Source organism: Pseudotabrizicola sp. 4114, assembly GCF_031457365.1.
In the GTDB taxonomy this organism is placed as follows: Bacteria; Pseudomonadota; Alphaproteobacteria; order Rhodobacterales; family Rhodobacteraceae; genus Pseudotabrizicola.
Genome location: NZ_JAVDWP010000004.1, coordinates 265,190 through 288,120, shown reverse-complemented (window position 1 = coordinate 288,120; position 22,931 = coordinate 265,190). Strand labels below are relative to the sequence as shown.

General features: G+C 64.9%; 25 protein-coding genes. 10 read left to right on the top strand and 15 right to left on the bottom strand.

The window, feature by feature from the left end; all coding sequences use genetic code 11:
• Window positions 1-86: 86 nt before the first annotated feature.
• The 9 genes from uxuA to uxaC all read right to left on the bottom strand — a co-directional run bounded on the left by uxuA (window position 87) and on the right by uxaC (window position 8,835).
• Window positions 87-1,247 carry a mannonate dehydratase gene (uxuA, locus tag J2X53_RS11530; protein ID WP_349037633.1) on the bottom strand — a complete coding sequence of 387 codons (1,161 nt, stop codon included), beginning with the start codon at window positions 1,245-1,247 and terminating at the stop codon, window positions 87-89.
• Window positions 1,244-2,668, bottom strand: a complete 1,425-nt coding sequence (locus J2X53_RS11525; protein ID WP_349037632.1) for a mannitol dehydrogenase family protein — start codon at window positions 2,666-2,668, stop codon at window positions 1,244-1,246. Before J2X53_RS11525 ends, uxuA begins: the two co-directional genes overlap by 4 nt.
• Entirely contained in the window at window positions 2,646-3,368 is a 723-nt protein-coding gene (gene kduD / locus J2X53_RS11520; protein ID WP_349037631.1) for a 2-dehydro-3-deoxy-D-gluconate 5-dehydrogenase KduD, read from the bottom strand. The genes J2X53_RS11525 and kduD overlap by 23 nt, the downstream gene beginning before the upstream one ends.
• Window positions 3,365-4,189 (bottom strand): 5-dehydro-4-deoxy-D-glucuronate isomerase, encoded by an 825-nt coding sequence (kduI, locus tag J2X53_RS11515; protein ID WP_349037630.1) that lies wholly within the window; start codon window positions 4,187-4,189, stop codon window positions 3,365-3,367. Before kduI ends, kduD begins: the two co-directional genes overlap by 4 nt.
• A gap of 11 nt (window positions 4,190-4,200) precedes the next feature.
• Window positions 4,201-4,509 carry a cupin domain-containing protein gene (locus J2X53_RS11510; RefSeq protein WP_349037629.1) on the bottom strand — a complete coding sequence of 103 codons (309 nt, stop codon included), beginning with the start codon at window positions 4,507-4,509 and terminating at the stop codon, window positions 4,201-4,203.
• A gap of 7 nt (window positions 4,510-4,516) precedes the next feature.
• Window positions 4,517-5,797, bottom strand: coding sequence for a TRAP transporter large permease (locus J2X53_RS11505; RefSeq protein ID WP_349037628.1), 1,281 nt, complete (start codon window positions 5,795-5,797; stop codon window positions 4,517-4,519).
• Window positions 5,797-6,324 carry a TRAP transporter small permease gene (locus J2X53_RS11500; RefSeq protein ID WP_349037627.1) on the bottom strand — a complete coding sequence of 176 codons (528 nt, stop codon included), beginning with the start codon at window positions 6,322-6,324 and terminating at the stop codon, window positions 5,797-5,799. Before J2X53_RS11500 ends, J2X53_RS11505 begins: the two co-directional genes overlap by 1 nt.
• A 95-nt stretch (window positions 6,325-6,419) precedes the next feature.
• Window positions 6,420-7,403, bottom strand: coding sequence for a TRAP transporter substrate-binding protein (locus J2X53_RS11495; RefSeq protein ID WP_349037626.1), 984 nt, complete (start codon window positions 7,401-7,403; stop codon window positions 6,420-6,422).
• A gap of 25 nt (window positions 7,404-7,428) precedes the next feature.
• Window positions 7,429-8,835, bottom strand: a complete 1,407-nt coding sequence (gene uxaC / locus J2X53_RS11490) for a glucuronate isomerase (protein WP_349037625.1) — start codon at window positions 8,833-8,835, stop codon at window positions 7,429-7,431.
• A gap of 100 nt (window positions 8,836-8,935) precedes the next feature.
• Here uxaC and J2X53_RS11485 point away from each other — a divergent pair, with 100 nt between their 5' ends.
• The gene (locus tag J2X53_RS11485) at window positions 8,936-9,646 is read left to right on the top strand and encodes a GntR family transcriptional regulator (RefSeq protein WP_349037624.1); all 711 of its coding nucleotides are present in this window, start codon (window positions 8,936-8,938) and stop codon (window positions 9,644-9,646) included.
• Between the two features lie 39 nt (window positions 9,647-9,685).
• On the opposite strand, the gene J2X53_RS11480 is transcribed toward J2X53_RS11485, so the two are convergent.
• Complete coding sequence (locus tag J2X53_RS11480) at window positions 9,686-11,011, bottom strand: aspartate aminotransferase family protein (RefSeq protein ID WP_349037623.1); 1,326 nt, start codon at window positions 11,009-11,011, stop codon at window positions 9,686-9,688.
• Window positions 11,012-11,215: 204 nt separating this feature from the next.
• On the opposite strand from J2X53_RS11480, the gene J2X53_RS11475 reads away from it, so the two are divergent.
• From J2X53_RS11475 to J2X53_RS11450, 6 genes are all read left to right on the top strand, one after another.
• The gene (locus tag J2X53_RS11475; RefSeq protein ID WP_349037622.1) at window positions 11,216-11,821 is read left to right on the top strand and encodes a TetR family transcriptional regulator C-terminal domain-containing protein; all 606 of its coding nucleotides are present in this window, start codon (window positions 11,216-11,218) and stop codon (window positions 11,819-11,821) included.
• Between the two features lie 196 nt (window positions 11,822-12,017).
• On the top strand, window positions 12,018-13,325 hold the full coding sequence (locus J2X53_RS11470; protein WP_349037856.1) for a helix-turn-helix domain-containing protein: 1,308 nt from the start codon (window positions 12,018-12,020) through the stop codon (window positions 13,323-13,325).
• Between the two features lie 76 nt (window positions 13,326-13,401).
• Complete coding sequence (locus J2X53_RS11465) at window positions 13,402-13,770, top strand: response regulator (RefSeq protein WP_349037621.1); 369 nt, start codon at window positions 13,402-13,404, stop codon at window positions 13,768-13,770.
• Window positions 13,771-13,774: 4 nt separating this feature from the next.
• Window positions 13,775-14,065: a hypothetical protein gene (locus J2X53_RS11460; protein WP_349037620.1), complete on the top strand. Its 291-nt coding sequence runs from the start codon at window positions 13,775-13,777 to the stop codon at window positions 14,063-14,065.
• Between the two features lie 12 nt (window positions 14,066-14,077).
• Window positions 14,078-16,765, top strand: coding sequence for an ATP-binding protein (locus J2X53_RS11455; RefSeq protein WP_349037619.1), 2,688 nt, complete (start codon window positions 14,078-14,080; stop codon window positions 16,763-16,765).
• A 99-nt stretch (window positions 16,766-16,864) separates the two neighbouring features.
• Complete coding sequence (locus J2X53_RS11450) at window positions 16,865-17,878, top strand: FliM/FliN family flagellar motor switch protein (protein ID WP_349037618.1); 1,014 nt, start codon at window positions 16,865-16,867, stop codon at window positions 17,876-17,878.
• 16 nt (window positions 17,879-17,894) lie between these two features.
• Here the strand turns inward: J2X53_RS11450 and J2X53_RS11445 are convergent, their stop codons facing one another.
• The 4 genes from J2X53_RS11445 to J2X53_RS11430 are packed head-to-tail and all read right to left on the bottom strand — an operon-like array spanning window position 17,895 to window position 20,084.
• Window positions 17,895-18,320 (bottom strand): protein tyrosine phosphatase family protein, encoded by a 426-nt coding sequence (locus J2X53_RS11445; RefSeq protein ID WP_349037617.1) that lies wholly within the window; start codon window positions 18,318-18,320, stop codon window positions 17,895-17,897.
• Window positions 18,302-18,754, bottom strand: a complete 453-nt coding sequence (locus J2X53_RS11440) for a DUF6691 family protein (protein ID WP_349037616.1) — start codon at window positions 18,752-18,754, stop codon at window positions 18,302-18,304. Before J2X53_RS11440 ends, J2X53_RS11445 begins: the two co-directional genes overlap by 19 nt.
• A 1-nt stretch (window position 18,755) precedes the next feature.
• Window positions 18,756-19,181 carry a YeeE/YedE thiosulfate transporter family protein gene (locus tag J2X53_RS11435; RefSeq protein ID WP_349037855.1) on the bottom strand — a complete coding sequence of 142 codons (426 nt, stop codon included), beginning with the start codon at window positions 19,179-19,181 and terminating at the stop codon, window positions 18,756-18,758.
• 39 nt (window positions 19,182-19,220) lie between these two features.
• A complete protein-coding gene (locus J2X53_RS11430; RefSeq protein WP_349037615.1) occupies window positions 19,221-20,084 on the bottom strand; it encodes an MBL fold metallo-hydrolase in 864 nt (287 codons plus the stop codon).
• A gap of 159 nt (window positions 20,085-20,243) precedes the next feature.
• On the opposite strand from J2X53_RS11430, the gene J2X53_RS11425 reads away from it, so the two are divergent.
• From J2X53_RS11425 to J2X53_RS11415, 3 genes are all read left to right on the top strand, one after another.
• Window positions 20,244-20,573, top strand: coding sequence for a TraR/DksA C4-type zinc finger protein (locus tag J2X53_RS11425; protein ID WP_349037614.1), 330 nt, complete (start codon window positions 20,244-20,246; stop codon window positions 20,571-20,573).
• A 13-nt stretch (window positions 20,574-20,586) separates the two neighbouring features.
• Window positions 20,587-20,808, top strand: a complete 222-nt coding sequence (locus J2X53_RS11420; RefSeq protein ID WP_349037613.1) for a hypothetical protein — start codon at window positions 20,587-20,589, stop codon at window positions 20,806-20,808.
• A gap of 98 nt (window positions 20,809-20,906) precedes the next feature.
• Window positions 20,907-22,703 carry an enoyl-CoA hydratase-related protein gene (locus J2X53_RS11415; RefSeq protein WP_349037612.1) on the top strand — a complete coding sequence of 599 codons (1,797 nt, stop codon included), beginning with the start codon at window positions 20,907-20,909 and terminating at the stop codon, window positions 22,701-22,703.
• Here J2X53_RS11415 and J2X53_RS11410 read toward each other — a convergent pair.
• Entirely contained in the window at window positions 22,696-22,911 is a 216-nt protein-coding gene (locus J2X53_RS11410) for a hypothetical protein (protein WP_349037611.1), read from the bottom strand. The two genes, J2X53_RS11415 and J2X53_RS11410, sit on opposite strands and share 8 nt — an antisense overlap.
• Between the last annotated feature and the right edge of the window lie 20 nt (window positions 22,912-22,931).

The window sequence follows — 22,931 nt, the reverse complement described above, 5'->3', positions numbered from 1 at the left end:
CAGGCGGGGCAATTTGTCATTTGGGATGAAAAACTACGGGCGGGGCGGGGGCATGTGCGCGCCCCCGATCCCGCCGTGCCCTTTGATCAGGCCGCGCTGTAGCGCAGCCCGGCGATCACGCCCCGCAGTTCCGCCAGACCGCGCAGGCGACCGACCAGCGGATAGCCGGGATGGGTGCCGCGCGCGGCGTCATCCAAGAGCTCGTGGCCATGGTCGGGGCGGAACGGAATCACCCGGCCTGACGCGGCACCCTCGGCCAGCAGGGCGGCGATGACGGCGACCATATCGGTATCGCCCTCCAGATGCGCCGCCTCTTCAAAGCTGCCGTCCGGGTCTTTGCGCACGTTGCGCAGATGCGCGAAATGGACCCGCGGCGCAAAACGGCGCGCCATCGCGGGCAGATCACTGGCCGGATTGGCCCCGAGCGATCCGGTGCAAAAGGTCAGGCCGTTGGCGGGGCTGTCCACCGCGTTCAGGATAAAGTCGATGTCTTCGGCATTTGACACGATGCGCGGCAGGCCCAGAATATCGCGCGGCGGATCGTCGGGGTGGACACCGAAGGTCATGCCCAGATCTTCAGCCGCCGGGATAACTTCGTCCAGAAAGCGCTTGTAATTGCTGTGCAATGCGGCGCGGTCCAAACCGTCGTAGCCTTGCAGCGCGGCTTTCAGACCGGCAATGTCATAGCGGTCATAGGCGCCCGGCAGGCCGGACATGATCGAGTGCAGCAGGGTATCCTTGTCGGCTTCGGTCGCCTGCTGATGCCAGATCGCGGCCTTTTGCAGCGCCTCGGGGGTGTAATCCGCCTCGGCTTCGGCGCGACCCAGCATGTAGAGCTCGAACGCCGCCATCTTTGACGCCTCGAACCGCAGGCACGATCCACCGCGCGCCACCGGGGCGGTCAGGTCAGTGCGGGTCCAGTCCAACAGCGGCATGAAGTTGTAGCAGATGTTGGTCACGCCCTCGGCCGCCAGATGGGCCATCGACTGGCGGTAATTGGCGAAAAGCTGGCTCAGGTCGCCCTCACCCCGCTTGATGCGTTCGTGGATCGGCAGGCTTTCGACCACCACCCAGTCAAAGCCCGCCGCCCTGATTTCGGCATGGCGCGCCGCGATCACCGCGCGCGGCCAGACCTCGCCATAGGGGATTTCGTGCAGGGCGGTGACGATGCCGCTGGCGCCAGTCTGCGCGATTTCCGGCAGGGTGATGCGGTCAAACGGGCCATACCAGCGCCAGCTTTCGATCATAGCTGCGCCTCCATGGCCGCTTTGGCCCCTTGGTCCAGCAGGGCGGCATAGGCCGCGCGCAGAGGCTGGTCGAGCCGGGCGGCCAGAGCTTCGGGAAACACCTCGCGCAGGGCCAGCAACGCGCCGACCGGATCGGCCGAGGTTGCAGCATCCCGCAGGCGCGGGGCGAGCGGGTCTTTGACCTCAATCGGCTGACCGGTCAGATCGGTGCCGCGCACATAGATCATCCACGCCGCCACTGCCAGCAACAGGCCGGGGCTGGGGCGGTCGGCGTCCAGGTTGGTCTCCAGCGTGCCAAGGATGCGTTGCGGCAGCTTCTGGCTGCCATCCATCGCGATCTGCCAGGTGCGGTGGCGGATCGACGGATTTGCATAGCGGTCGTGCAGCGCCTGCGCATACTCGGGCAGACTGACCCCTTCGGGCGGGGTCAGCGCCGGAATGATCTCGCGCGACCACAGGCTTTGCACGAAACGCTCCAGCACCGGGTCGGCCATGCAGTCGGCTATGGTTTCATGCCCCGACAGGTAGCCCAGATAGGCCAGCGAGGAATGGGTGCCGTTCAGCATGCGCAGCTTCATATGCTCGAATTCGGTGACATCACGCACCAGCTGCACATGGGCGGCGCCCAGATCGGGGCGCAGGCCGCCCACGAAATCATCCTCGACCACCCATTGCCGGAACGGCTCGTGCATCACCGGGGCGGCATCCTGCGCGCCGGTCAGGGTTTCCACCCGCGCGATATCTTCGGGCTTGGTGGCGGGCACGATGCGGTCGACCATGGTTGACGGGAACCGCCCCTCGGCCTCGATCCACGCGGCAAGCGCCGGGTCAAGGGCGCGGGCCAGTTCCAGCACCACACCGCGCACGACATGGCCGTTGTTGGGCAGGTTGTCACAGGTCAGCACGGTAAACGGCGGCAGACCACGGGCATGGCGCAGGGCCAGAGCGCGGACCAGAAAGCCGGGGGCGGAGACGGGCAGCGGGTTGGCCAGATCCTGCACAATGTCAGGATGCGCCCGATTAAGCCGCCCCGTCGATGGCTCGTGGCAATAGCCCTTTTCGGTCACGGTCAGGCTGACGATTTTCACCCTCGCATCGGCCATCGCCTCCAGCACCGCGCTTGGGTCTTCGCGCGCCACCAGCACACCCTGCACCGATTGCACATGGCGCAGGGTTTCGCCCATCGGCCCCAGCTCCAGCGCCATATAGGTGCCGCCCTGCGGGGTCAGCTGGTCGCGCATCGTGGTCGATTGCAGCGAGACGCCAAGGATGCCCCAGTCCCCGCCAGAGGCCGACATCGCCTCTTCGATGTAAACCGCGCCATGGGCACGGAAAAACGCGCCAAGGCCCAGATGGATGATGCCGACAGGAACGGTCGGCGCGCTTCGGGTCAGGCGATCAGCGGGCAAGCCAGCCTCCATCAACATTAAGAACTGCGCCGTGGATATAGGCGGCGGCGGGGGAGGACAGAAAGACAGCCGCCTCACCGATATCATCGGCGCGGCCCCAGCGTCCGGCGGGGATGCGGTCGAGGATGGATTTGTTCCGGTCCGGGTCGGCGCGCAGCGCTTCGGTGTTGTTGGTCTCGATATAGCCCGGCGCAATGGCATTCACATTGATGCCCTTGGCCGCCCATTCATTGGCCAGCAGTTTGGTGATCCCCGCCACGCCATGTTTGGACGCGGTGTAAGACGGCACCCGGATGCCGCCCTGAAATGACAAGAGTGAGGCGATGTTGACGATCTTGCCACCGCCGCGTGTGAGGGCGGCTTTGGCAAAGGCCTGGCAGGTGAAGAACACCGCCTTGAGGTTCACATCCATCACCGCATCCCAGTCTTCCTCGGTGAACTCCACCGAATCCGCCCGGCGGATGATGCCGGCGTTGTTCACCAGAATGTCGATCTGGCGGCCCGCGAACACATCGCGCGCCGCCATCGGGTCGGCGAAATCAAGCGTCAGCTCTTCGCCGCCGGTCAGCGCCACGGTCTCGGCACAGGACGAGCGGCCCGCCGCGATCACATGCGCCCCGGCCCTTGCAAACGCTGTTCCGATGGCCTGACCGATGCCGGTATTGGCCCCGGTGACAAGGGCGGTCCGGCCGGAAAGCGAAAACGGGTTCACCGCAGATCCTCCATCTTGACCATTTCCACGTCGCGGTAATCGACGTTGTCGCCCGCCATCGCCCAGATAAAGGTATAGCTTGCGGTGCCTGCGCCACAATGGATCGACCACGGCGGCGAAATCGCAGCCTCTTCATTCTTGATGACCAGATGCCGGGTCTCGGCCGGGTCGCCCATGAAGTGAAACACCCGCTGGCCTTCGGGAATGTCGAAATACAGGTAAGCCTCCATCCGGCGGTCATGCAGGTGGGCCGGCATCGTGTTCCAGACCGAGCCGCCGTGGAACTGGGTATAGCCCAGCACCAGCTGGCACGAGGTCATCACCTCGGGGTGGATGAACTGGTTGATGGTGCGGTGGTTGACGGTTTCCGCAGCCCCCAGTGTGACCTTTTTGGCATCTTCCAGCTTGATCAGCTTGGCCGGATAGGCGTGATGCGCCGGGCAGGAGTTGATGTAGAACCGGCCCTGACCGGAGAAGGTGACCGCACCCGCGCCCATCGGCAAATACAGCACATCGCCCTTGGACAGGGCATAGGTCTCCCCCCCGGCAGAAACTGACCCATCGCCGCCGATGTTGACGATGCCCATCTCGCGCCGGTCCAGAATGCTGGCGGTGCCGGTTTCCTTGACCGCATCCAGCACCAGATCCTTGCCCGCAGGCACCGCGCCGCCGACGATCATCCGGTCGTAATGGGTATACAGCAGACGGATCTGACCGTCCTGAAACAGCCCCTCGCCATGGAAATTCGCGCGCAGGGCGGTGGTATCCATGCCCTTGGCCTCATTGGCAGAGATCGCCTGACGGGTTTCGACGTACAGCATAGGGAGTCCTTTCAGAGAAAATCATCACGGCGGGGGGTAAACCCGTCGATCAGCGTGCCGGGTTCAAGGCAGACACAGCCATGAACGGCGTTGGAGGGAATGACAAAGGCATCCCCGGGGCCGACCTCGAAATCGCGGTCGGCGATGGTAAAGCGAAAGCGGCCCGATTGCACAAAGGTTGACTGCACATGCGGGTGATGGTGCAGCGCGCCCGTGGCCCCGGTGGCGGCAAAGCGGAACGCCACGGTCATCAGCTCGGGCGCGTCGGCCAGCACCTGACGGGTGACGTGTTCGCCGGTCTCGACAATCGGATAGGTCATATCAGCCTCAATGGAACAGGGCGGGCAGCCATAGGGACAGCGCCGGGATATAGGTGACAAGCATCAGCGTGGCAAAAGCCGCGCCATAGAACGGCCAGATCGTGCGCACCGCCTGCCAGACCGAGATTCTGCCGACGGCGCAGCCCACGAACAGCACCGCCCCCACAGGCGGCGTACACAGCCCGATGCCAAGGTTCAGCACCAGAATAACCCCGAAATGCACCGGGTCGATGCCAAAGGCCACCGCCACCGGCAGAAAGATCGGAGTGGTGATCACGATCAGCGGGCTCATGTCCATAAAGGTGCCCAGGATCAGCAGGATGACGTTGATCAGCAGCAAGATCACGATCGGGTTCTGGCTGACGCTCTGCATCAGTTCGATCATCGCGGTCGGCACCTTGAGGTAGGCCAGCAGCCAGCCGAAAGACGCCGCACAGCCGATCACCAGCAACACCATGGCGGTGGTGCGCACCGCCGCCTTGACCGCGCCGACAAAGTCGTTCCAGCCCATGGTGCGATAGGCCAGCGTGGTGACCCCCAGCGCATAGATTGCCGCGATGCACGACGATTCCGACGCGGTAAACACGCCCGAACGCACGCCGCCAAAGATGATCCCGATCAGCAACAGCCCCGGAATGGCGTTGATCAGCAACAGACCCAGCATGGTCCAGCCCGGAAAGGCCTCGGTCGGGTAGTTCTTCTTGCGCGCCACCCACCAGGCTGCAGCGGCAAGGGAAAGCGCCAGCACCATGCCCGGAATAATCCCGGCGGTGAACAGATCGGCAATCGACAAGCGGCCCCCGGCCGAGATCGAATAGATGATCATGTTATGGGACGGCGGTATCAGCAGCGCGATGATCGAGCTGACCACGGTAATGTTCACCGCATAATCAACGTCATAGCCGCGTTCTTTCATCTGCGGCACCATCAGCCCGCCGATGGCCGAGGCATCTGCCGCAGCCGAACCCGAAATGCCGCCGAACAGCACGGATGAGGCGATGTTGACCTGCCCCAACCCGCCCCGGAAATGCCCGACCGCAGCCCCCGCCACGGCAATCAGCCGCCGGGCAATGTCGCCGCGCACCATGATCTCACCGGCGAAGATAAAGAACGGGATCGCCATCAGCGCAAACACCGACACGCCGGAATTCAGCCGCTGGAACACCACCACCGGCGGCAGCCCCATATAGAGCACGGTGGCAAAGCTGGACACGCCCAGACAGAACGCCACCGGTGTCCCGATCGCCAGCAGCACCCCGAAGGTGCCAAAAAGAACCCAAAGCTCCATCACGCCACCTCTTCGAGTTCTGTTTCGCCGAAACGTGCCGTGGGCAAGCCAGCGGCCCGTCGTGCCAGTCGTTCCAGTGAGAAAATCACCATCAGCATCCCGCCAACGACCAAGGGAATGAAATCCACCGCCCCGGTGATGCCGAGTGAGGGCAGGGTGATGCCATAGGCCGACACCATCAGCTGCCCGCCAAACCAGACCATGCCGATGCCAAAGGCGGTCACCACGATGTCGGACAGCGAAAACAGGATCAGCTTGACCCGCTGCGACACCAGATAGAGCAGGATGTCGAACGACAGGTGATACCCTTCGCGGATGCCGACAGCCGCGCCCAGAAAGATGAACCAGCCCATCAGGATCACCGCCGCAGGCTCGCTCCAGATGATGGAGTCGTTCAGCAGATAGCGGAAAAACACCTGCGCGCCGATGATGGCGGTCATCGCCACCAGCCCTGCGCCCGCCACCCACAGGGAAGCTTTCGCGACATACCCCAGCCAGACGGCCAGACGTAACAAACCCGGTTGCATAAAGCCCCCCTATGCCGCGCGCGGCGCCCCTTTATCTTGGCTTAAATATCCCACGGGGGTCCGGGGGTGTGAAACCCCCGGTCCCGCCGCTTGCCTCACTCGGTCGCTTGGATACGGGTGACCAGATCCTGCAGCTTCGGTGTGTTGGCGTGCTTTTCATAGACCGGGACCATCGCTTCGATGAACGGGGTCTTGTCGATGTCGGAGATCACTTCCACGCCTGCGGCACGGACTTTTTCTTCCGACTCCTTCTCGCGCGCGGCCCAGAGCTCGCGGTTGACCGGGATCGAGTCTTTCGCAGCCTGAACCACCAGCGCCTGATCCTCGGCGCTCAGCTTGTCGTAGCTGACTTTCGACATCACCAGAACCTCTGGCACGATCAGGTGTTCGTTCAGGGTGTAATAGCCCGCAACCTCGTAGTGACCCGAGGATTCAAACGACGGCCAGTTGTTTTCCGCCCCGTCGATCACGCCGGTCTGGATGCCGGAATACACCTCGCCGTATGGCATCGGGGTGGCATTGGCGCCAAGGGCCGACATCATGTCGACGAATACGTCGGACTGCATGACGCGCATCTTCATGCCCTTCAGGTCTTCGACCGAAGTGATCGGCTTTTGCTTGTTGTAGAACGAGCGCGAGCCGCCGTCGAAATAGGCCAGACCGACAAAGCCATGCGGCTCGAACGCGGCCAGGATCTCTCCGCCGATCGGCCCGTCCATCACGCGGTGCATGTGGTCGGTCGAGCGGAAGATGAAGGGCAGCGAGACAACCTTGGTTTCCTCGATGATGTTGTTGAACGGGCCCATCGAGACGCGGTTGAAGTCGATCACCCCGAACTTGGTCTGCTCGATGGTGTCTTTCTCTTCGCCCAGCTGGGCCGAGTGGAACACCTCGATACAGATCCGCCCGGCGCTGCGCTCTTTCAACAGCTCTCCCATGTGCTTGACGGCATCTACCGTGGGGTAGCCGTCAGGATGGGTGTCGGATGATTTCAGGGTCACTTCGCAATCTGCGAAAGCGGCCCCGGCAAAGGCGGTCGTTGCCAGCAGGGCAGCGGCCAGAGTGTTGAATTTTTTCATTATAGTCTCCTCCCGTTGAATGGCTTCACAGCCGGTAGGCTTGCTTTGCAAGCCGGTATGCAAGGTCGTGTGCGACCTCGTATGCATCAGTCTCGGACAGCCTGCCGGTGCGGACCAGCGTGGCGAGAAAGGCGCAATCCACGCGGCGGGCCACATCGTGGCGCGCAGGGATCGACAGATAAGCGCGGGTGTCGTCGTTGAAACCGACTGTATTATAAAACCCGGCGGTTTCGGTGGTCATTTCGCGGAACCGGCGCATGCCCTCGGCGCTGTCATGGAACCACCAGGCCGGCCCCAGTTTCAGTGCCGGATAGACCCCGGCCAGCGGGGCCAGTTCGCGGGCATAAGAAGACTCGTCCAGCGTAAAGACGATCACCGACAGCCGCGGGTCCATGCCGACCGCGTTCAACAGCGGGCGCAATGCTGTGACGTAATCGGTGCGGCCGGGAATGTCGAAGCCCTTGTCGCGGCCGAACATCGCCAGCATCGGGTCCGAATGGTTGCGCCGTGAGCCGGGGTGGATCTGCAGCACAAGGCCATCATCCAGGCTCATCCGCGCCATTTCGGTCAGCATCTGGCCGCGAAAGGCGTCGGCCTCCTCTGCCGAGCACGTCCCGCGCAGGGCTTTTTCGAACAACAGCGCGGCCTGATCTTGCGGCAGATCCTCGGTACGGGCGGTGGCGTGGCCGTGGTCTGACGAGGTGCAGCCGTAGCTTTTGAAAAACGCGCGCCGGATCCGGTGCGCGTTCAGATAGCCTGCCCATGTGGCGGTGTTTTCACCTGTCATTTCGCCCAGTTGTGCGACGTTGTTCGCAAACCCGTTGAACTCGGGATCCACCACGGCATCGGGGCGATAGGCCGGGATAACCCTGCCGTGCCAGCCGGAGTCGCGGATCTGCCGGTGCCAGCGCAGATCATCAAGCGCACCATCGGTGGTGGAAATCACCTCGATGTTGAAGCGGTCAAACAGCGCGCGCGGGCGAAATTCGGGAGTGGCCAAGGCACTTGCGATGCGGTCGTAATAATCATCGGCGGTGGCCGCCGACAGCGGCACATCGAAGCCGAATATCGTCTCAAACGCATGGTCCAGCCAGATCCGCGACGGGGTGCCCCGGAACAGATGGTAATTCTGCGCGAACAGATGCCAGATCTTGCGGCCATCGGTTTCGGTTGGGCCGCCATCGGCGCGCGGCACCCCCAGATCGGTCAGCGCGATGCCTTGCGAACACAGCATGCGGAACACGTAATGGTCGGGGGTGACAAACAGCTGGGCCGGATCGGGGAACGCCTCATCGGTGGCATACCAGCGCGGATCGGTGTGGCCATGCGGGCTGATGATCGGAAGGTCCGCCACTGTGTCATACAGCGCGCGGGCCAGCCCACGGGCGTCTGATTCGAGCGGGAACAGGCGGTCAGAGTCCAGCAGTGGCACTTGTATTTCCTTCTCCCTGTGCGCTTGATCGGCGAAAGATGCTTTGCAAGCGGCTGGCAAACTAATATGCTAGTATGCGAAACCTGTCAACGGAGGGACGATGTCTGAGAGCGCGCTTCTGAAGGTGCTGGAACCGATCAGCCGGCCCTCTGTCACCGATGCGGTGTTTGAAGAATTGCACCGTCAGATCCTTGCCCTTGACCTGCCGCCGGGCACCCGGATGTCAGAGGTGGATGTGGCAAAAATCATGGGCGTGTCGCGCCAGCCGGTGCGCGATGCGTTTTACCGGCTGTCAACGCTGGGGTTTCTGACCATCCGCCCGCAGCGGGCCACGGTGGTTTCGGCGATTTCCGAGGCGGCGGTGATGCAGGCGCGTTTTATCCGCTCGGCCATCGAGGCCGAAACCGTGCGCATGGCCTGTGTGCGGCTGGGAGAGGGCGACTTTGCCGCGCTGGACCGGGTGCTGGATCAGCAGCGCGCCGCGGTCGAGGCCCGTGATACGGTGGCGTTTCATGCGCTGGACGACCAGTTCCACCGCGAGATCTGTGAGCGCAGCGGCCATGGCTTTGCCTGGGATATCATCCGCGAGAACAAGGCCCATATGGACAGGGTGCGGTTTTTGTCGCTGTCTTTTGCCTCGCACGACGCGTTTGACGATCATCTGAAGGTGATGGCGGCGCTGCGCACCCGCGACCCGGCCCGCGCGATCGAGGCGATGCATGCCCATCTGTCGCGGATCAAGGTACAGATCCGCCGCATCCGGGCGGAACATGAGGCGTTTTTTGACGGCGATCCGGTGCTGGAGATTTAGGGTCAAAGCCCGGACTGGTGCCGGGCTTTGACAGTCGGTTCAGTCCAGCGCTTTCAGCACATCAGCCAGCGTGCCGATCAGCGTGTCGATCTGCGCCTTGCTGATCATCAGCGGCGGTGACATGGCGATGATGTCGCCGGTGGTGCGGATCAGGATGTTTTTGTCGTAAGCTGCCAGAAACGCCGCAAATGCCCGCTTTGTAGGCTCGCCCGCAATCGGGTCCAGCTCCACCGCGCCGATCAGACCCATGTTGCGCACGTCGGTCACATGACGCGAGTCGCGCAGGGAATGCAGCGCATCCTCCCAATAGGGGGCGATGTCGGCGGCGCGCTCGAACAGCTGCTCCTCCTTGTAGGTCTCCAGCGTGGCGATCCCGGCGGCCGACGCAATCGGGTTGCCGGAGTAGGTATAGCCGTGGAACAGCTCGATCATGTGCTCGGGGCCGTCCATGAAGGCGTCATGCACATCTGCCGTGGTCAGCACCGCACCCATCGGAATCACGCCATTTGTCAGGCCCTTGGCGGTGGTCATCATGTCGGGCAAAACGTCGAAGTACTGCGACGCAAACGGCGCGCCGAGGCGGCCAAATCCGGTGATCACCTCGTCGAAAATCAGCAGGATGCCGTGTTTTTTCGTGATCGCGCGCAGCTTTTCCAGATAGCCCTTGGGCGGCAGGATCACCCCGGTCGACCCCGCAACCGGCTCCACGATCACGGCGGCGATGGTTTCGGCCCCGTGCAGCGCCACCAGCTTTTCCAGATCATCGGCAAGCCAGGCACCATGCTCCGGCTGGCCGCGCGACCAGCGGTTCTGGTCCGGCAAATGCGTGTGAGGAAGATGGTCCACCCCGTTGAGAAGGCTGCCGAAATGCCGACGGTTGTTGACAATGCCGCCGACCGAGATGCCGCCGAAGTTCACGCCATGATAGCCGCGCTCGCGCCCGATCAGCCGGGTGCGGGTACCTTGCCCCTTGGCGCGGTGATAGGCAATCGCCAGTTTCAGTGCGGTTTCAACACTTTCCGAGCCGGAGTTCGTGTAGAACACATGCTCGATCCCCTTCGGCGCGATCTCGACGATGCGGTTTGCCAGTTCAAACGCGACCGGGTGACCCATCTGGAACGCGGGCGCATAATCCAGCTCTGCCGCCTGCTTCTGGATTGCCTCGGTGATCTTGGGCCGGCAATGGCCTGCGTTGCAGCACCACAGGCCTGCCGTGCCATCCAGCACCTGACGGCCATCAGAGGTGGTGTAGTGCATGTCCTTGGCCGCCACAAACATGCGCGGGTTCTTCTTGAACTGGCGGTTGGCGGTAAAGGGCATCCAGAAGGCGTTCAGGTCATTGGGGGCTTTGCGGTCCAGCGCCATGGTGTCGGGGTTCCTGTTGGGGCGGCCTTGCGGCGCGCGGATGGGTTTTGACCGGATGGTCAGATGTTGCTATCACTGCGGCCAAGCCAGTCAAGTGCCCGCCGGATCACCCTTGATCTTAGCATAGCCAGCCAACGCTCTGCCAATTGCATGATGGCGCATTCTGCGCCAACCTGTCCCTTCGGCCGCAGGAATGACGACACAATGCCAAGACCAAAGACCCGTATCCAGATCAGGAATTCCGAAACCATTCTGGAGGCCGCGCTGGATGTGTTTTCCGCCCATGGCTTCCGGGGCGCGACGCTGGATCAGATCGCCGAGGGGGCGGGGCTGTCTAAGCCCAATCTGCTGTATTATTTCCCGTCGAAAGAGGCGATCCACCAGACCTTGCTGACCCGGCTTTTGGAAACCTGGCTGGATCCGCTGCGCGAGATGGACCCGCAGGGTGATCCGGTGGCCGAGGTGATGGGCTATGTCCGGCGCAAGCTGGAGTTGAGCCGCGATTACCCGCGCGAAAGCCGCTTGTTTGCCATCGAGATCCTGCAAGGCGCGCCCCGGATGCGCGCGGCGATCGAGGGTGATCTGACCGCGCTGGTGGCGGAAAAGGCCAAAGTGCTGCGGCAGTGGATGGATGAGGGGCGGATCGCCCGGCTGGACCCGGTGCATCTGGTGTTCTCGATCTGGGCGCTGACCCAGCATTACGCCGATTTCGATGTGCAGGTGCGGACCGTTCTGGGCGAGGGGCATGACCCCTATGCCGAGGCCGGGGCGTTTCTGGAAACGCTGTATGCGCGGCTGCTGGCACCCTGAGGGGGCGTTTCAGGGTATGGTGCGCTTAGGATATGGGTATGGCGCACGTATGGTCCGGGTATGGCATCTGTTGCAGGTCTTGCAGGATGGGCCAGAGCGCGGCGCGCGACTTAACAAGCGTTTGTAAATTTACCCTATAGCTGTAAAGCTGGCGCTTTGCAGCCAGCGGTCCGTTATGCCCAACAGCCAGCCCAACCTGCCCGCCAGCCTGACCGGCAGCCTGATCCGCGAGCGGCGGCTGGCGCTGGGGTTGCGGCAGGGCGATGTGGCGCAGGCGGTGGGAATTTCGGCCAGCTATCTGAACCTGATCGAACACAACCGCCGCCGGGTCGGGGCCGAGGTGCTGGCGCGTCTGGCCGGGGTGCTGGGCACCGAGACGGCGATCCTGTCCGAAGGCGCGGGCGGGGCGCTGATTGATGATCTGCGTGCGGCCGCCTCGACTGCGCCGGGGATACAGCCAGAGCTGGACCGGATCGAAGATTTCGCCGGGCGCTTTCCGGGCTGGGCGGCGGTGCTGGCGGCGCAGCATCATCGCGCGGCGCAGCTGGAACGCGCTGTGGGTGCGCTGAATGACCGGCTGACCCATGATCCGCATCTGTCGGCATCGCTGCATGAGGTGCTGTCGGCGCTGGCCTCGGTCCGCTCCACCGCAGCGATTCTGGCGGATACCGAGGATATTGAACCGGACTGGCGCGAGCGGTTCCACCAGAACCTGCATCAGGACAGCGAACGGCTTGCCGCCGGGGCCGAGGCGCTGGTGGCCTATCTGGACGGGTCTGATACGGCGGTCGATACCGGGCTGGCCGCCCCGCAGGAAGAGGTGGAAAGCTGGCTGGCCGCGCGCGGTTGGCAATTGGCCGAGCTGGAACAGCCCGAAGGACTGGCGCAGCTGCTGGCCGAAGTGGCGGGCCTTGCCTCGGCCGCCGCGCGGTCGCTGGCGGCGGATTTTCTGCGGCAGGCGGCGGCAGAGGCGCAGCTCTTGCCCGATACCGCCCTGCGCGCCGCTTTGGCGCGGGGCGAGGACGACCCGGCGGTTCTGGCGCAGCGCACGGGCCTGTCGGTGCTGGCGGTGATGCGGCGGATTGCGCTGCTGCCGGGGTCGGTGGCCGGGCTGGTGATCTGCGATGCCTCGGGCACCTTGCTGTTCCGCAAGCCGGTCGATGGCTTTGCCCTGCCGCGCTTCGGGGCGGCGTGCCCGCTCTGGCCGCTGTTTGCGGCGCTGGCCCGGCCGATGCTGCCGCTGGTGGAGCGGGTCGAACCGGCGGGGCGGGCGGCGCGGGTGTTCCGCACCCTGTCGATCTGCGAGACCCGGTTGCCGCAGGGCTTTGCCGGGCCAGAGCTGCGCGAGGCGGCGATGTTGATTCTGCCCGATGACGCGCCGCGCGCGGCAGGGGCGGTGCTGGCGCTTGGCAGTTCGTGCCGGATCTGCCCGCGCGGGCGCTGTCCGGCCCGGCGCGAGCCGTCGATTCTGGCCGAAGCCGGGGCGGCGGCGGGCGTGCAATAGTCCTTTGACATACCCCGGCATTCGCCGGATAGTCGGTTTGCGTCCGGTTGCAGGCCGGAGGGGGGAACCAACACATATGACGGCGCGTGTGCTGCTCATCGAGGATGAGCCGAACATCTCCGAGGCTATTCGATTCATCCTGTCACGGGATGGATGCGATGTGACTGCGCTTGCCGATGGCACCGGCGCGCTGGATGCGGTGCGCGCGGCGATGCCGGATCTGGTGATCCTTGACCTGATGCTGCCCGGCGTAAGCGGGCTGGACATTCTGGCGCAGCTGCGCGCTGACCCGCAGACGCAGGCGCTGCCGGTGATGATGCTGACGGCCAAGGGGCAGGGCCGTGACCGTGAGGCGGCGGAACGCGCCGGGGCGAGCCATTTCATGACCAAGCCATTCTCGAACGATGACATGCGCGCCGCTGTGCGGGCGCTGACGCAGGGCTGACGCCATGGCCCAATCCCCCCGAACCGCGCCCCTGTTTCTGCGCCCGGCCAGCTACCGGCAGCGCAGGCGGCGGGATGCCGCGCGGCTGTTGCCGGTGATCGGGGTGTTTTTGCTGTTGCTGCCCGTGCTCTGGGCCCCGCAGGACACGTTTTACCGCGATACCGCGCCCGACGGGATTTACCTATTCGTGGTCTGGGCGGTGCTGATCGGTCTGGCCATGCTGATCTCGCGCAGTCTGACGGCCACCGATGAGGATGATCCCGAGGCGCCCGGCGATCAGGGCCTTGGGCAATAGGGGCGCGCGGCGATGCCCTTTAACATTCTGGTCCTGTCCTGCCTGGCCTATGTGATCTTTCTGTTCGGCGTGGCCTGGGCCGCCGAGCGGCGGGCGGATCGCGGGCGGCTGGGATGGCTGCAATCGCCGCTGATCTACACGCTGTCGCTGTCGATCTATTGCACCGCCTGGACGTTTTACGGCGCGGTCGGCTATGCGGCGCGGTCGGGGCTCGAGTTTCTGACGATCTATCTGGGGCCGACGATCGTGTTTATCGGCTGGTGGTGGATCTTGCGCAAGCTGGTGCGGATCGGGCGGCAACAGCGGGTGACCTCGATCGCCGACCTGATCTCCAGCCGGTTTGGCAAGTCGAACCTGCTGGGGGTGATCGTGACGGTGATCGCGGTGGTGGCGGCCACGCCCTATATTGCACTGCAATTGCAGTCGGTCACCCTGTCGTTCAGCGTGTTTGCGAGCCCCACCGATGACGGATTCGCCCCGCCCGGAACCGAGGCCACGGCGGTCTGGGTGGCGTGCGGGCTGGCGCTGTTCACCATTCTGTTCGGCACCCGCAATCTGGACGCCAAAGAGCAGCACCACGGCATCGTCACCGCCATCGCGGTCGAGGCGGTGGTCAAGCTGGTGGCGCTGATCGCGGTGGGGGTGTTCGTGGTCTGGTTCATGGCCGATGGTCCCGCCGACATGATCGCGCGGATTGATGCGTCGGAAATTGCCGACTGGAACCTGCAACCGGGCCGCTGGGCCGGGCTGTTGTTTGCGGCGGGGGCAGCGGTGATCTGCCTGCCGCGGATGTTTCAGGTGATGGTGGTCGAGAATGCCGACGAGCGGCATCTGGCCACCGCGTCCTGGGCGTTTCCGCTGTATCTGTTCGCGATGAGCCTGTTCATCGTGCCGATTGCCGTGATGGGGCTGGAGCGGCTGCCTGCGACTGCAAACCCGGATATGTTCGTGCTGACGCTGCCGCTGGCCGAAGGGCAGGGCGGGCTGGCGATGCTGGCGTTCCTGGGCGGGTTTTCCTCGGCCACCTCGATGGTGATTGTCGAGTCGATTGCGCTGGCGACGATGGTTTCCAACCACATCGTCATGCCGGTCTGGCTGCGGCTGCGCCCGGCAAAGGCGGTGTCGGGCGATGTGCGGCGGCTGGTTCTGCTGTCGCGGCGGATTTCCATCGGCGTGGTGCTGGGCCTGGGCTATGCCTATTACCGGATGTCAGGCGGATCGACGGCGCTGGCGGCCATCGGGCTGATCGCCTTTGTCGGCGTGGCGCAGTTTCTGCCGGCGATGGTGTTTGGCATCTTCTGGCGCGGTGCGACCCGGATCGGCGCGGCGCTGGGGATGACGGTGGGGTTCATCGTCTGGGCCTATACGCTGTTTTTGCCCTCATTCGGGGCCGATGCGGTGATTCCCGCCATGGTGTTCATCGACGGGCCATGGGGCATCGGCTGGCTGCGTCCACGCGCGTTGTTTGGCGTATCGACCATGGACCCGCTGCTGCATGCGCTGTTCTGGTCGATGTTTCTGAACACGGCGGCGTTTCTGACCGGATCGCTGCTGACCTTTCCCGGCCCGGTGGAGCGGATGCAGGGCGCGGCCTTTGTGCGGGTGTTTGACACCACCACCGGCAGCCCGCGCGGCTGGCAGCGTGGGCTGGCCGAACCCGAAGACCTGCTGGTGATGTCGCAGCGGATCATGGGCGACGAGGACGCGCTGGTGTTTTTCGAGGCCGAGGCCAAGCGGCAGGGCAAGGCGGGCTATCTGCCCGACCCGACGCCGGAGTTCATGGCGCGGCTGGAACGTCGGCTGGCGGGATCGGTGGGCGCGGCGACCGCGCATGCGATGATGAGCCAGCTTGCGGGCCGGGCCACGGTGACGGTCGAAGACCTGATGGCGGTGGCCAGCGAGTCGGCGCAGATCATGGAATATTCCGCCCGGCTGGAAAGCCAGCAGGAAGAGGTGACCCGCACCGCCCGCGCCCTGCGCGAGGCCAATGAAAAGCTGATGCAGCTGTCGATCCAGAAAGATGCGTTCCTGAGCCAGATCAGCCATGAGCTGCGCACGCCGATGACCTCGATCCGGGCATTTTCCGAGATCCTGACCGAGGGCGATCTGCCGCCTGAACTGGTGGCGAACTATGGGCGCATCATCCATGACGAGGCCAAGCGGCTGACGCGGCTCCTGGATGATCTGCTGGATCTGTCGGTGCTGGAAAACGGCACGGTGCAGCTGAATCTGGGGCTGTCGAACCTGAGCCAGATGATCGACCGGGCACTGGCATCGGCCAGCCATACCAAGCCCGAGCGCAGTTTCGTCATTCACCGCGATCTGCCGATGGAGAATATCTTTATCCGCACCGATGCCGACCGGCTGGTGCAGGTGTTCATCAACCTGATCTCGAACGCGCGCAAATATTGCGATGCGACAGCACCCGAGCTGCGCATATCGGTGCGGCAAAAGGGCGGGCGGGTGACGGTGGATTTTGTCGACAACGGCTCGGGGATTGCCAAGGACAGTCAGGCGCTGATTTTCGAGAAATTTGCCCGGCTGACCGATCAGACCCGGGCCGGGGGCGCGGGGCTGGGGCTGGCGATCTGCCGCGAGGTGATGGCCAATCTGGGCGGCACGATCAGCTATCTGCCGGGCCAAGGCGGGGCGGCGTTCCGCGTGGCGGTGCCGTTGCGGCTGGAGCGCAAAGCCGCGTGAAACGCCGGATGCTGCGGGTGCGATAAACCATTTGGTAACCCCGCTGCGCGAGACTGGCGCAAAGCGGGCAAGGATGGGATCGCCGTGGCGGGTGAGGTGATGCGTAAAAAGCTGCTGACCGGGCAGCAAGCCGCCGTTGACGGCGGGCCGGGCGCAGACCGGGCGTGGCGGGTGGCCTTTGCCCGCGCGACGCGCGACATGATGCAGTTGCCGGTCGATTTCGCGTCGCTGAGCATGACCCGGCTGTCGCTGGCCGAACTGCTGGACCTGCCGCCAGAACGCGCGCTGATCCTGATGCTGGAGGGCCCCGAGGATGGGCTGGGCCTGCTGATCCTGTCGCCCGATCTGCTGACGGCGCTGATCGAGGTGCTGACGATGGGCAAATGCGGCAACCAGACGCCCGAGCCGCGCAAACCCACCCGCACCGATGCCGCCATGCTGTCGCCCCTGGCCGATCTGGCGCTGTCGCATCTGGAAGAGGCCCTGGCGGAAGAGGGCGATCTGATCTGGACCAGCGGCTTTCGCTATGCGTCCTTTATCGAAGAGGCGCGGCCGCTGGGGCTGTTGCTGGAAGATATCAGCTATCGCGCGCTGACCGCCCGGCTGTCGCTGGCCCATGGCGCGCGGGTGGGGGACATGATTCTGATCCTCCCGGCAGAGGGGCGGGGGCGCAAGCCACGCCGCAAGGCCAATGCCATGCCCGATGCGGTGGCCCGCCCGGCCTTTGCCGCGGCCCTTGCCGCGCAGGTCGATGCCGCGACCTGCCAGATCGAGGCGGTGGTGGCGCGGATGTCGATGCCACTGACCGAGGTGATGCGCCTGTCGGTCAACTCGGTGCTGCCTTTGCCCAATGCCGCGCTGGACCGGATCAGGTTTGAGGGGATGGACGGGCGCTGCGTGGCCGAAGGCAAGCTGGGCCAGCACCGGGGCATGCGCGCGATCCGCCTGACATCGGGCGAATGGCGGGAGGAACAGGCGGCTCCGGCGCAGATGGCGTTTGCCGCCGCCGCACCGGCGGACTTGTCCGCAACGTCATGGGAGCTGGAAACGCCAGCAGGCGATGCGCCGCTGGCGTTTGATTTCGCAAGCTTTCCCGCCACAGGAACCGATTAGGCGGGGGCGATTTACGTCAGCGTTTGGCCAGGGTCTCGATCTGGGGCCGCAGCGCTTCGAGGTTGTAGCCATGGCGTGCCGGGATGCCGATCAGATCATCGGTCGGCATCTCGCCCGCCTGAGACAGCGCCCAGCAGATCGACGAGCGGTTGCCACTGGCGCAATAGGCCAGCACCGGCCCGGTGGCAGAAGTGATCGCCTCGGCCTGTGCGGTGACATTGGCCATCGTCAGCGCGCCGCCGATGACCGGGTTTGCCACATATTCCAGCCCTGCCGCCTCTGCCGCCGCCCGCATGGCCGCGGTGTGATGCGAGGGCGGGATTTCCGCGTCGGGGCGGTTGTTGATCACCCGGGTATAGCCCGCCGCCTTGATCGCCGCAAAATCCTCGGGGTCGATCTGGGGGGAGACGGCGTAGTCGGGTGTCAGCGGGCGGATGTCCATGCGGTATCTCCTTTGGGGGGCAGGGCGCGGCGCAATGCGGGCGTGGCGACCATAGCGGCGAGCATCGCAACAAGAAAGACCAGACCGCTTGCGCCGTTCAGGAAAGCCGCCGCAAAGGCCGGGCCGGGGCACAGGCCCACCAGCCCCCAGCCCGCCCCGAACAGCAGCGAGCCAAGGATCAGGTCGCGGTCCAGTTTCTGCGCGGGCTTTGCCGGGATGGGGGTGCCAAGGACCGAGGTCTTGCGCCGCTCTGCCACCTGCCAGGCGAGGACCATCGGCAGGATCGCGCCGCCGATCACAAAGGCCAGTGTCGGATCCCATGCGCCGAACACGTCGAGCCAGCCCTGCACCTTGACGGTATCGACCATGCCCGACACCAGCAGTCCCGCGCCGAACAACGCCCCGGAGAGGGCGGAAAACACCATGCGCTTCATGTCAGATCACCCCCAGCCAGTGGCGGAACATCAGAACGACCACACCGCCCGCCGCGATATAGGCGATGGTGGCTGCCAGGCCCCGCCACGACAGGCGCGAGATACCGCAGACGCCATGGCCCGAGGTGCAGCCATTGGCCAGCCGCGTGCCAAACCCCACCAACAGCCCGGCGGCGACCAGCAGCCAGATGTTGCCGGTCAGCCGCGTGTCAACGTGGTCATAAAAGCTGGCCAACAGCGGCGGGAACAGGATCAGACCCGTCAGAAAGGCCAGCCGCTCGCCCCGGTTGCTGCGGCCAGAGCCATCGACAAGGCCGCCGACAATGCCCGAGGCCCCCATGATCCGGCCATTCATCAAAAGAAAAAGCGCGCCCGCGCCGCCGATCATCAGGCCCCCGACAAAGCCCCAGATCCAGTCTTGTTCCAGCATATGCAGTCCTGTTGTCTGTAAAGGAAGAGGGGCCGGTTACAGCCCGTTCACCGGCACTTTCAGATAGGTGGTGCCATTGTCTTCCGGCTCCGGCATCTGTCCTGCGCGCATGTTGACCTGCAGCGACGGAATGATCAGACGGGGCATCGCCAGCGTGGCATCGCGGGTTTCGCGCATGGCCACAAACTCCTCGCGGCTTTTGCCGCCGCCGACATGGATGTTCAGCGCCTTTTGCGCGCCGACCGTGGTTTCCCAGGCGAATTCTTCCCGGCCCGGTGCCTTGTAATCATGGCCGACGAAAATCCGGGTCTGATCCGGCAGGGACATGATCTTTTGGACGGAATCGAACAGGGTGGCGGCCGAGCCGCCGGGAAAATCGCAGCGCGCGGTGCCGAAATCGGGCATGAACAGCGTGTCACCGACAAAGGCCGCATCGCCGATCACATAGGTCAGGCAGGCCGGGGTATGGCCGGGCGTGTGCAGCACATCGCCGCGCAGCTGACCGATGTGAAAGCTGTCGCCTTCGTGGAACAGCTGGTCGAATTGCGAGCCGTCGCGCTGAAAGCGGGTGCCCTCATTGAAGATCTTGCCAAAGGTGTCCTGCACGATCGTGATGCGGTCACCGATCCCGATCTTGCCACCCAGACGCTCTTGAATATAGGGCGCGGCAGAGAGGTGGTCGGCGTGGACGTGGGTTTCCAGAATCCAGTGCAGATCGAGGCCGTTGTCCTGAATATAGGCGATGACCTGATCGGCCGAGCGGGTATCGGTGCGCCCCGAAGCATAGTCGAAATCGAGCACGGAATCGATCACGGCGCAGGCTTTGCCAGTCGGCTCGGTCACCACATAGGTGATGGTATTGGTGGCTTCGTCAAAGAAACCCTGAACGGTGGGGGTCATGGTCATCTCCCGTGTGTTGTCTGAGCCCCAAGATAGGCGTAGGTCAGACATATTGCAAGATTTGAATATATAAACTGGCGGATTGCTGCCGCTTTTTGACCTGTATCAATGCCGGCTGTCCGGTCCGGTGCGAGATTGGCGCAGCACTCGGGGGACAGTATGCGCAAATCACCGGCAGATCGCAAAGCTCAACTTCTGGACCGCCGCGCCGCACTTGCGGAGCGGATGACCTCAATCGAAGCCGAGCTGGACAGTCATCAGAACCGCGACTGGGAAGAGCTGGCCACCGAACGCGAGAGCGATGAGGTGCTGGAGGGCATGGGTGTCGCGGCCCTGGCAGAGCTGCGGATGATTGATGCGGCGCTGGTCCGGGTCGAAGCGGGTACTTACGGACACTGCGCCCGATGTGAGGCCGAGATTGGCGACCAGCGGCTGGATGTGCTGCCGTTTACGCCATTTTGCCGCGATTGCGCGGCTTTGAGCGACTGAGAGGGAGAAAATGATGGGAACGCAACAGGATCTGCGGCGGATCGCGCAGCTGGCGGCGGACGCGGCAGACAGCGTATCGTATGGCCATAGCGCTCTTGCACCGCTGCTGAAAGAGATGCAGGCGCTGGGCGAGGTTTTGCCGGGATTGCGCCCGCCGTCTGCCCCGCTGTCACCAGAACAGCGGGCAGCGCTTGATGCCGAAATCGAGGCTGGCTTTGACAATATGCCGGTCTGACCGTGGCTTGCAGCAATACCCGGTGATCACAGCGGCTTGACCGCGCCCGCTGTTGCGCTGCACTGTGCGCAGGGCGGTGTGGTGACAAGGATATGACAGTGAGCAACGGCGTAGATGTGACCACAACGGACGCATTGGCCGAGATCACGTTGTCCCGCCCTGCCATCGGGGTCTGGCTGGATGCTGCACACCGCAACCGGCTGCTGGAGGCTTTGGCGGCCCTCGACCCGCGCCTGCCTGCGGTGCTGGTGCGCGCGGCGGACCGGGTGATGGCGCTGCACCCCGATGGTGGCCCTGATCTGCCGGGGCCGGACGATGCAGCGTGGCCGTCGCTGGCCAGTCTGTGTCTGGCGGTGGAGCAGTCTGCGGTGCCGGTGTTCGTGCTGCTTGAAGGCATGGTGTCTGGGGCGGCGGCGGAAATCGCGCTGGCGGCGCGGGCGCGGATCGCCACACCCGGCGCGCGGATCGGCTTTCCGGCGGCGCGTCTGGGGCTGATCAGCGGGGCCGGGGCCACCCAGCGATTGCCGCAATTGGTGGGGGCAGAGCATGCGCTGCGGCTGCTGACCAGCGGCAGGCCGGTTGCCGCACCCGAGGCTTTGGTGATCGGGCTGGTGGATCAGATCGTCGAAGGCGAGACGGCGGCAGAGGTTCTGGCGGCGGCGCAGGTCTGGGTGCAGTCCCAAGGGCCGCAGACCCGTGCGCCGCAGGGGCTGGCGGATGGTCGGGCCTATCTGGCGGCGGTCAAGGGGCTGCGGGCGACGGCGGCTCCGGGCAGCCTTGGCATGGCGCTGGCTGATTGCGCCGAGGCGGCGCTGTTGTTGCCGGCAGAACAGGGTCTGGCCTTCGAGGCTGCGATTGCGGCAGAGCGGGCGGCGCTGCCCCAGACGGCGGCGCTGGCGCATCTGGTGCGGGCCGAGCGGGCAGCGGCGCAGGTGCCAGAGCCATTGCGGGCGGTCAGGGTCGGGCCGGTGCTGCGGCCTGCACTGGTGGGCGCGTCGCCACAGCTGTCGGCGCTGGCCCTGATGACGCTGGCACGGGGGTTGCCGGTCACGGTGCTGGAGCGTGACCGCAGCAGACTGGTGCCGGTGTTGCAGAACATCGCGGCGCGGCAAGAGGCGGCGGTGCAGGCGGGCAGCCTGTCGCCTGCGCAGCGGGATGCCGACTGGGCGCGGCTGCGGGCGGTCTCTGACCCGGATGATCTGGCGCGGGCCGATCTGGTGGTGGTGGCCGCCGATACGCCGGTGCCGCTGGTGCCTGCAGCGGCGCCGCTGTTGATCATGGGGCGGGGCGAGCTGCCCAAGGGCGCGTTTCGTCTGGTGCTGTCGGGGCGGGTGGCCGAGCTTGGGTTGCCGGTCCATTGCCCGGCGGGGGCTGCGGCACAGGCGCAGGCATTTCTGCGCCGGATTGGCCAGATGGTGGTGCTGACAGGCGTGCAGTCACCGCTGGGGATCTCGGGGCGGCTGGCGGGGGCTGGCGGGGCCGCGCTGCGCGCGCTCTTGGTGTCGGGTGTCGAACCCGGGGCCATCCTGTCGGCGCTGACCGGCTTTGGTCTGGCGGCCCCGGCCTTGCCAAAGGCCGAGCCGGGCGCTGGCCCGCGCGCAATGTCGGCGGAGGAGATCATCAGCCGCTGGCTGGCCGCGCTGGCCAATGAGGGCGCGCGGATGCTGGCGGCGGGCTTTGCGCACGCGGCGGGCGATGTCGATCTGGTCGCGGTCCACGGGCTGGGCCTGCCGTCCGAGAGTGGCGGGCCGCTGCATCAAGCCGATCAGCGCGGGCTGATGATCCTGCGCCGCGATCTGCGGCTGTGGGGCGAAGAGGCTGATGTGTGGAAGCCGGTTCCGGCGCTGGATGCGCTGGTATCAAGCGGGCGCGGGTTTTCGGGCGCTGTCAGGTGAGCAGAATGCCGGTGACCACCACGATCAGCCCAAGGCCGGACACGGCCAGCGCGCCGAGGTTCAGCACCACCACCCGTTGCAGCTGCGCCTTGATCTGATCCTCCGGCAAGGCGGATTTGCGGGCGCGCATGGCAAGGAGGATGCACCACAGCAGCGTCAGAACGCCAGCCATGGTCAATGCAGCGCCGCCCCAGATCAGCATGTCCATCTGTCGCCATCCTTTGGAAG

Bases quoted from the DNA above. Each gene is read 5' to 3' on its own strand.
- uxuA (WP_349037633.1), bottom strand. From the start codon at position 1,247: ATGATCGAAAGCTGGCGCTGGTATGGCCCGTTTGACCGCATCACCCTG.
- J2X53_RS11525 (WP_349037632.1), bottom strand. From the start codon at position 2,668: ATGGAGGCTGGCTTGCCCGCTGATCGCCTGACCCGAAGCGCGCCGACC.
- kduI (WP_349037630.1), bottom strand. From the start codon at position 4,189: ATGCTGTACGTCGAAACCCGTCAGGCGATCTCTGCCAATGAGGCCAAG.
- J2X53_RS11510 (WP_349037629.1), bottom strand. From the start codon at position 4,509: ATGACCTATCCGATTGTCGAGACCGGCGAACACGTCACCCGTCAGGTG.
- J2X53_RS11505 (WP_349037628.1), bottom strand. From the start codon at position 5,797: ATGGAGCTTTGGGTTCTTTTTGGCACCTTCGGGGTGCTGCTGGCGATC.
- J2X53_RS11500 (WP_349037627.1), bottom strand. From the start codon at position 6,324: ATGCAACCGGGTTTGTTACGTCTGGCCGTCTGGCTGGGGTATGTCGCG.
- J2X53_RS11495 (WP_349037626.1), bottom strand. From the start codon at position 7,403: ATGAAAAAATTCAACACTCTGGCCGCTGCCCTGCTGGCAACGACCGCC.
- J2X53_RS11485 (WP_349037624.1), top strand. From the start codon at position 8,936: ATGTCTGAGAGCGCGCTTCTGAAGGTGCTGGAACCGATCAGCCGGCCC.
- J2X53_RS11480 (WP_349037623.1), bottom strand. From the start codon at position 11,011: ATGGCGCTGGACCGCAAAGCCCCCAATGACCTGAACGCCTTCTGGATG.
- J2X53_RS11475 (WP_349037622.1), top strand. From the start codon at position 11,216: ATGCCAAGACCAAAGACCCGTATCCAGATCAGGAATTCCGAAACCATT.
- J2X53_RS11465 (WP_349037621.1), top strand. From the start codon at position 13,402: ATGACGGCGCGTGTGCTGCTCATCGAGGATGAGCCGAACATCTCCGAG.
- J2X53_RS11460 (WP_349037620.1), top strand. From the start codon at position 13,775: ATGGCCCAATCCCCCCGAACCGCGCCCCTGTTTCTGCGCCCGGCCAGC.
- J2X53_RS11455 (WP_349037619.1), top strand. From the start codon at position 14,078: ATGCCCTTTAACATTCTGGTCCTGTCCTGCCTGGCCTATGTGATCTTT.
- J2X53_RS11450 (WP_349037618.1), top strand. From the start codon at position 16,865: ATGCGTAAAAAGCTGCTGACCGGGCAGCAAGCCGCCGTTGACGGCGGG.
- J2X53_RS11445 (WP_349037617.1), bottom strand. From the start codon at position 18,320: ATGGACATCCGCCCGCTGACACCCGACTACGCCGTCTCCCCCCAGATC.
- J2X53_RS11440 (WP_349037616.1), bottom strand. From the start codon at position 18,754: ATGAAGCGCATGGTGTTTTCCGCCCTCTCCGGGGCGTTGTTCGGCGCG.
- J2X53_RS11430 (WP_349037615.1), bottom strand. From the start codon at position 20,084: ATGACCCCCACCGTTCAGGGTTTCTTTGACGAAGCCACCAATACCATC.
- J2X53_RS11425 (WP_349037614.1), top strand. From the start codon at position 20,244: ATGCGCAAATCACCGGCAGATCGCAAAGCTCAACTTCTGGACCGCCGC.
- J2X53_RS11420 (WP_349037613.1), top strand. From the start codon at position 20,587: ATGGGAACGCAACAGGATCTGCGGCGGATCGCGCAGCTGGCGGCGGAC.
- J2X53_RS11410 (WP_349037611.1), bottom strand. From the start codon at position 22,911: ATGGACATGCTGATCTGGGGCGGCGCTGCATTGACCATGGCTGGCGTT.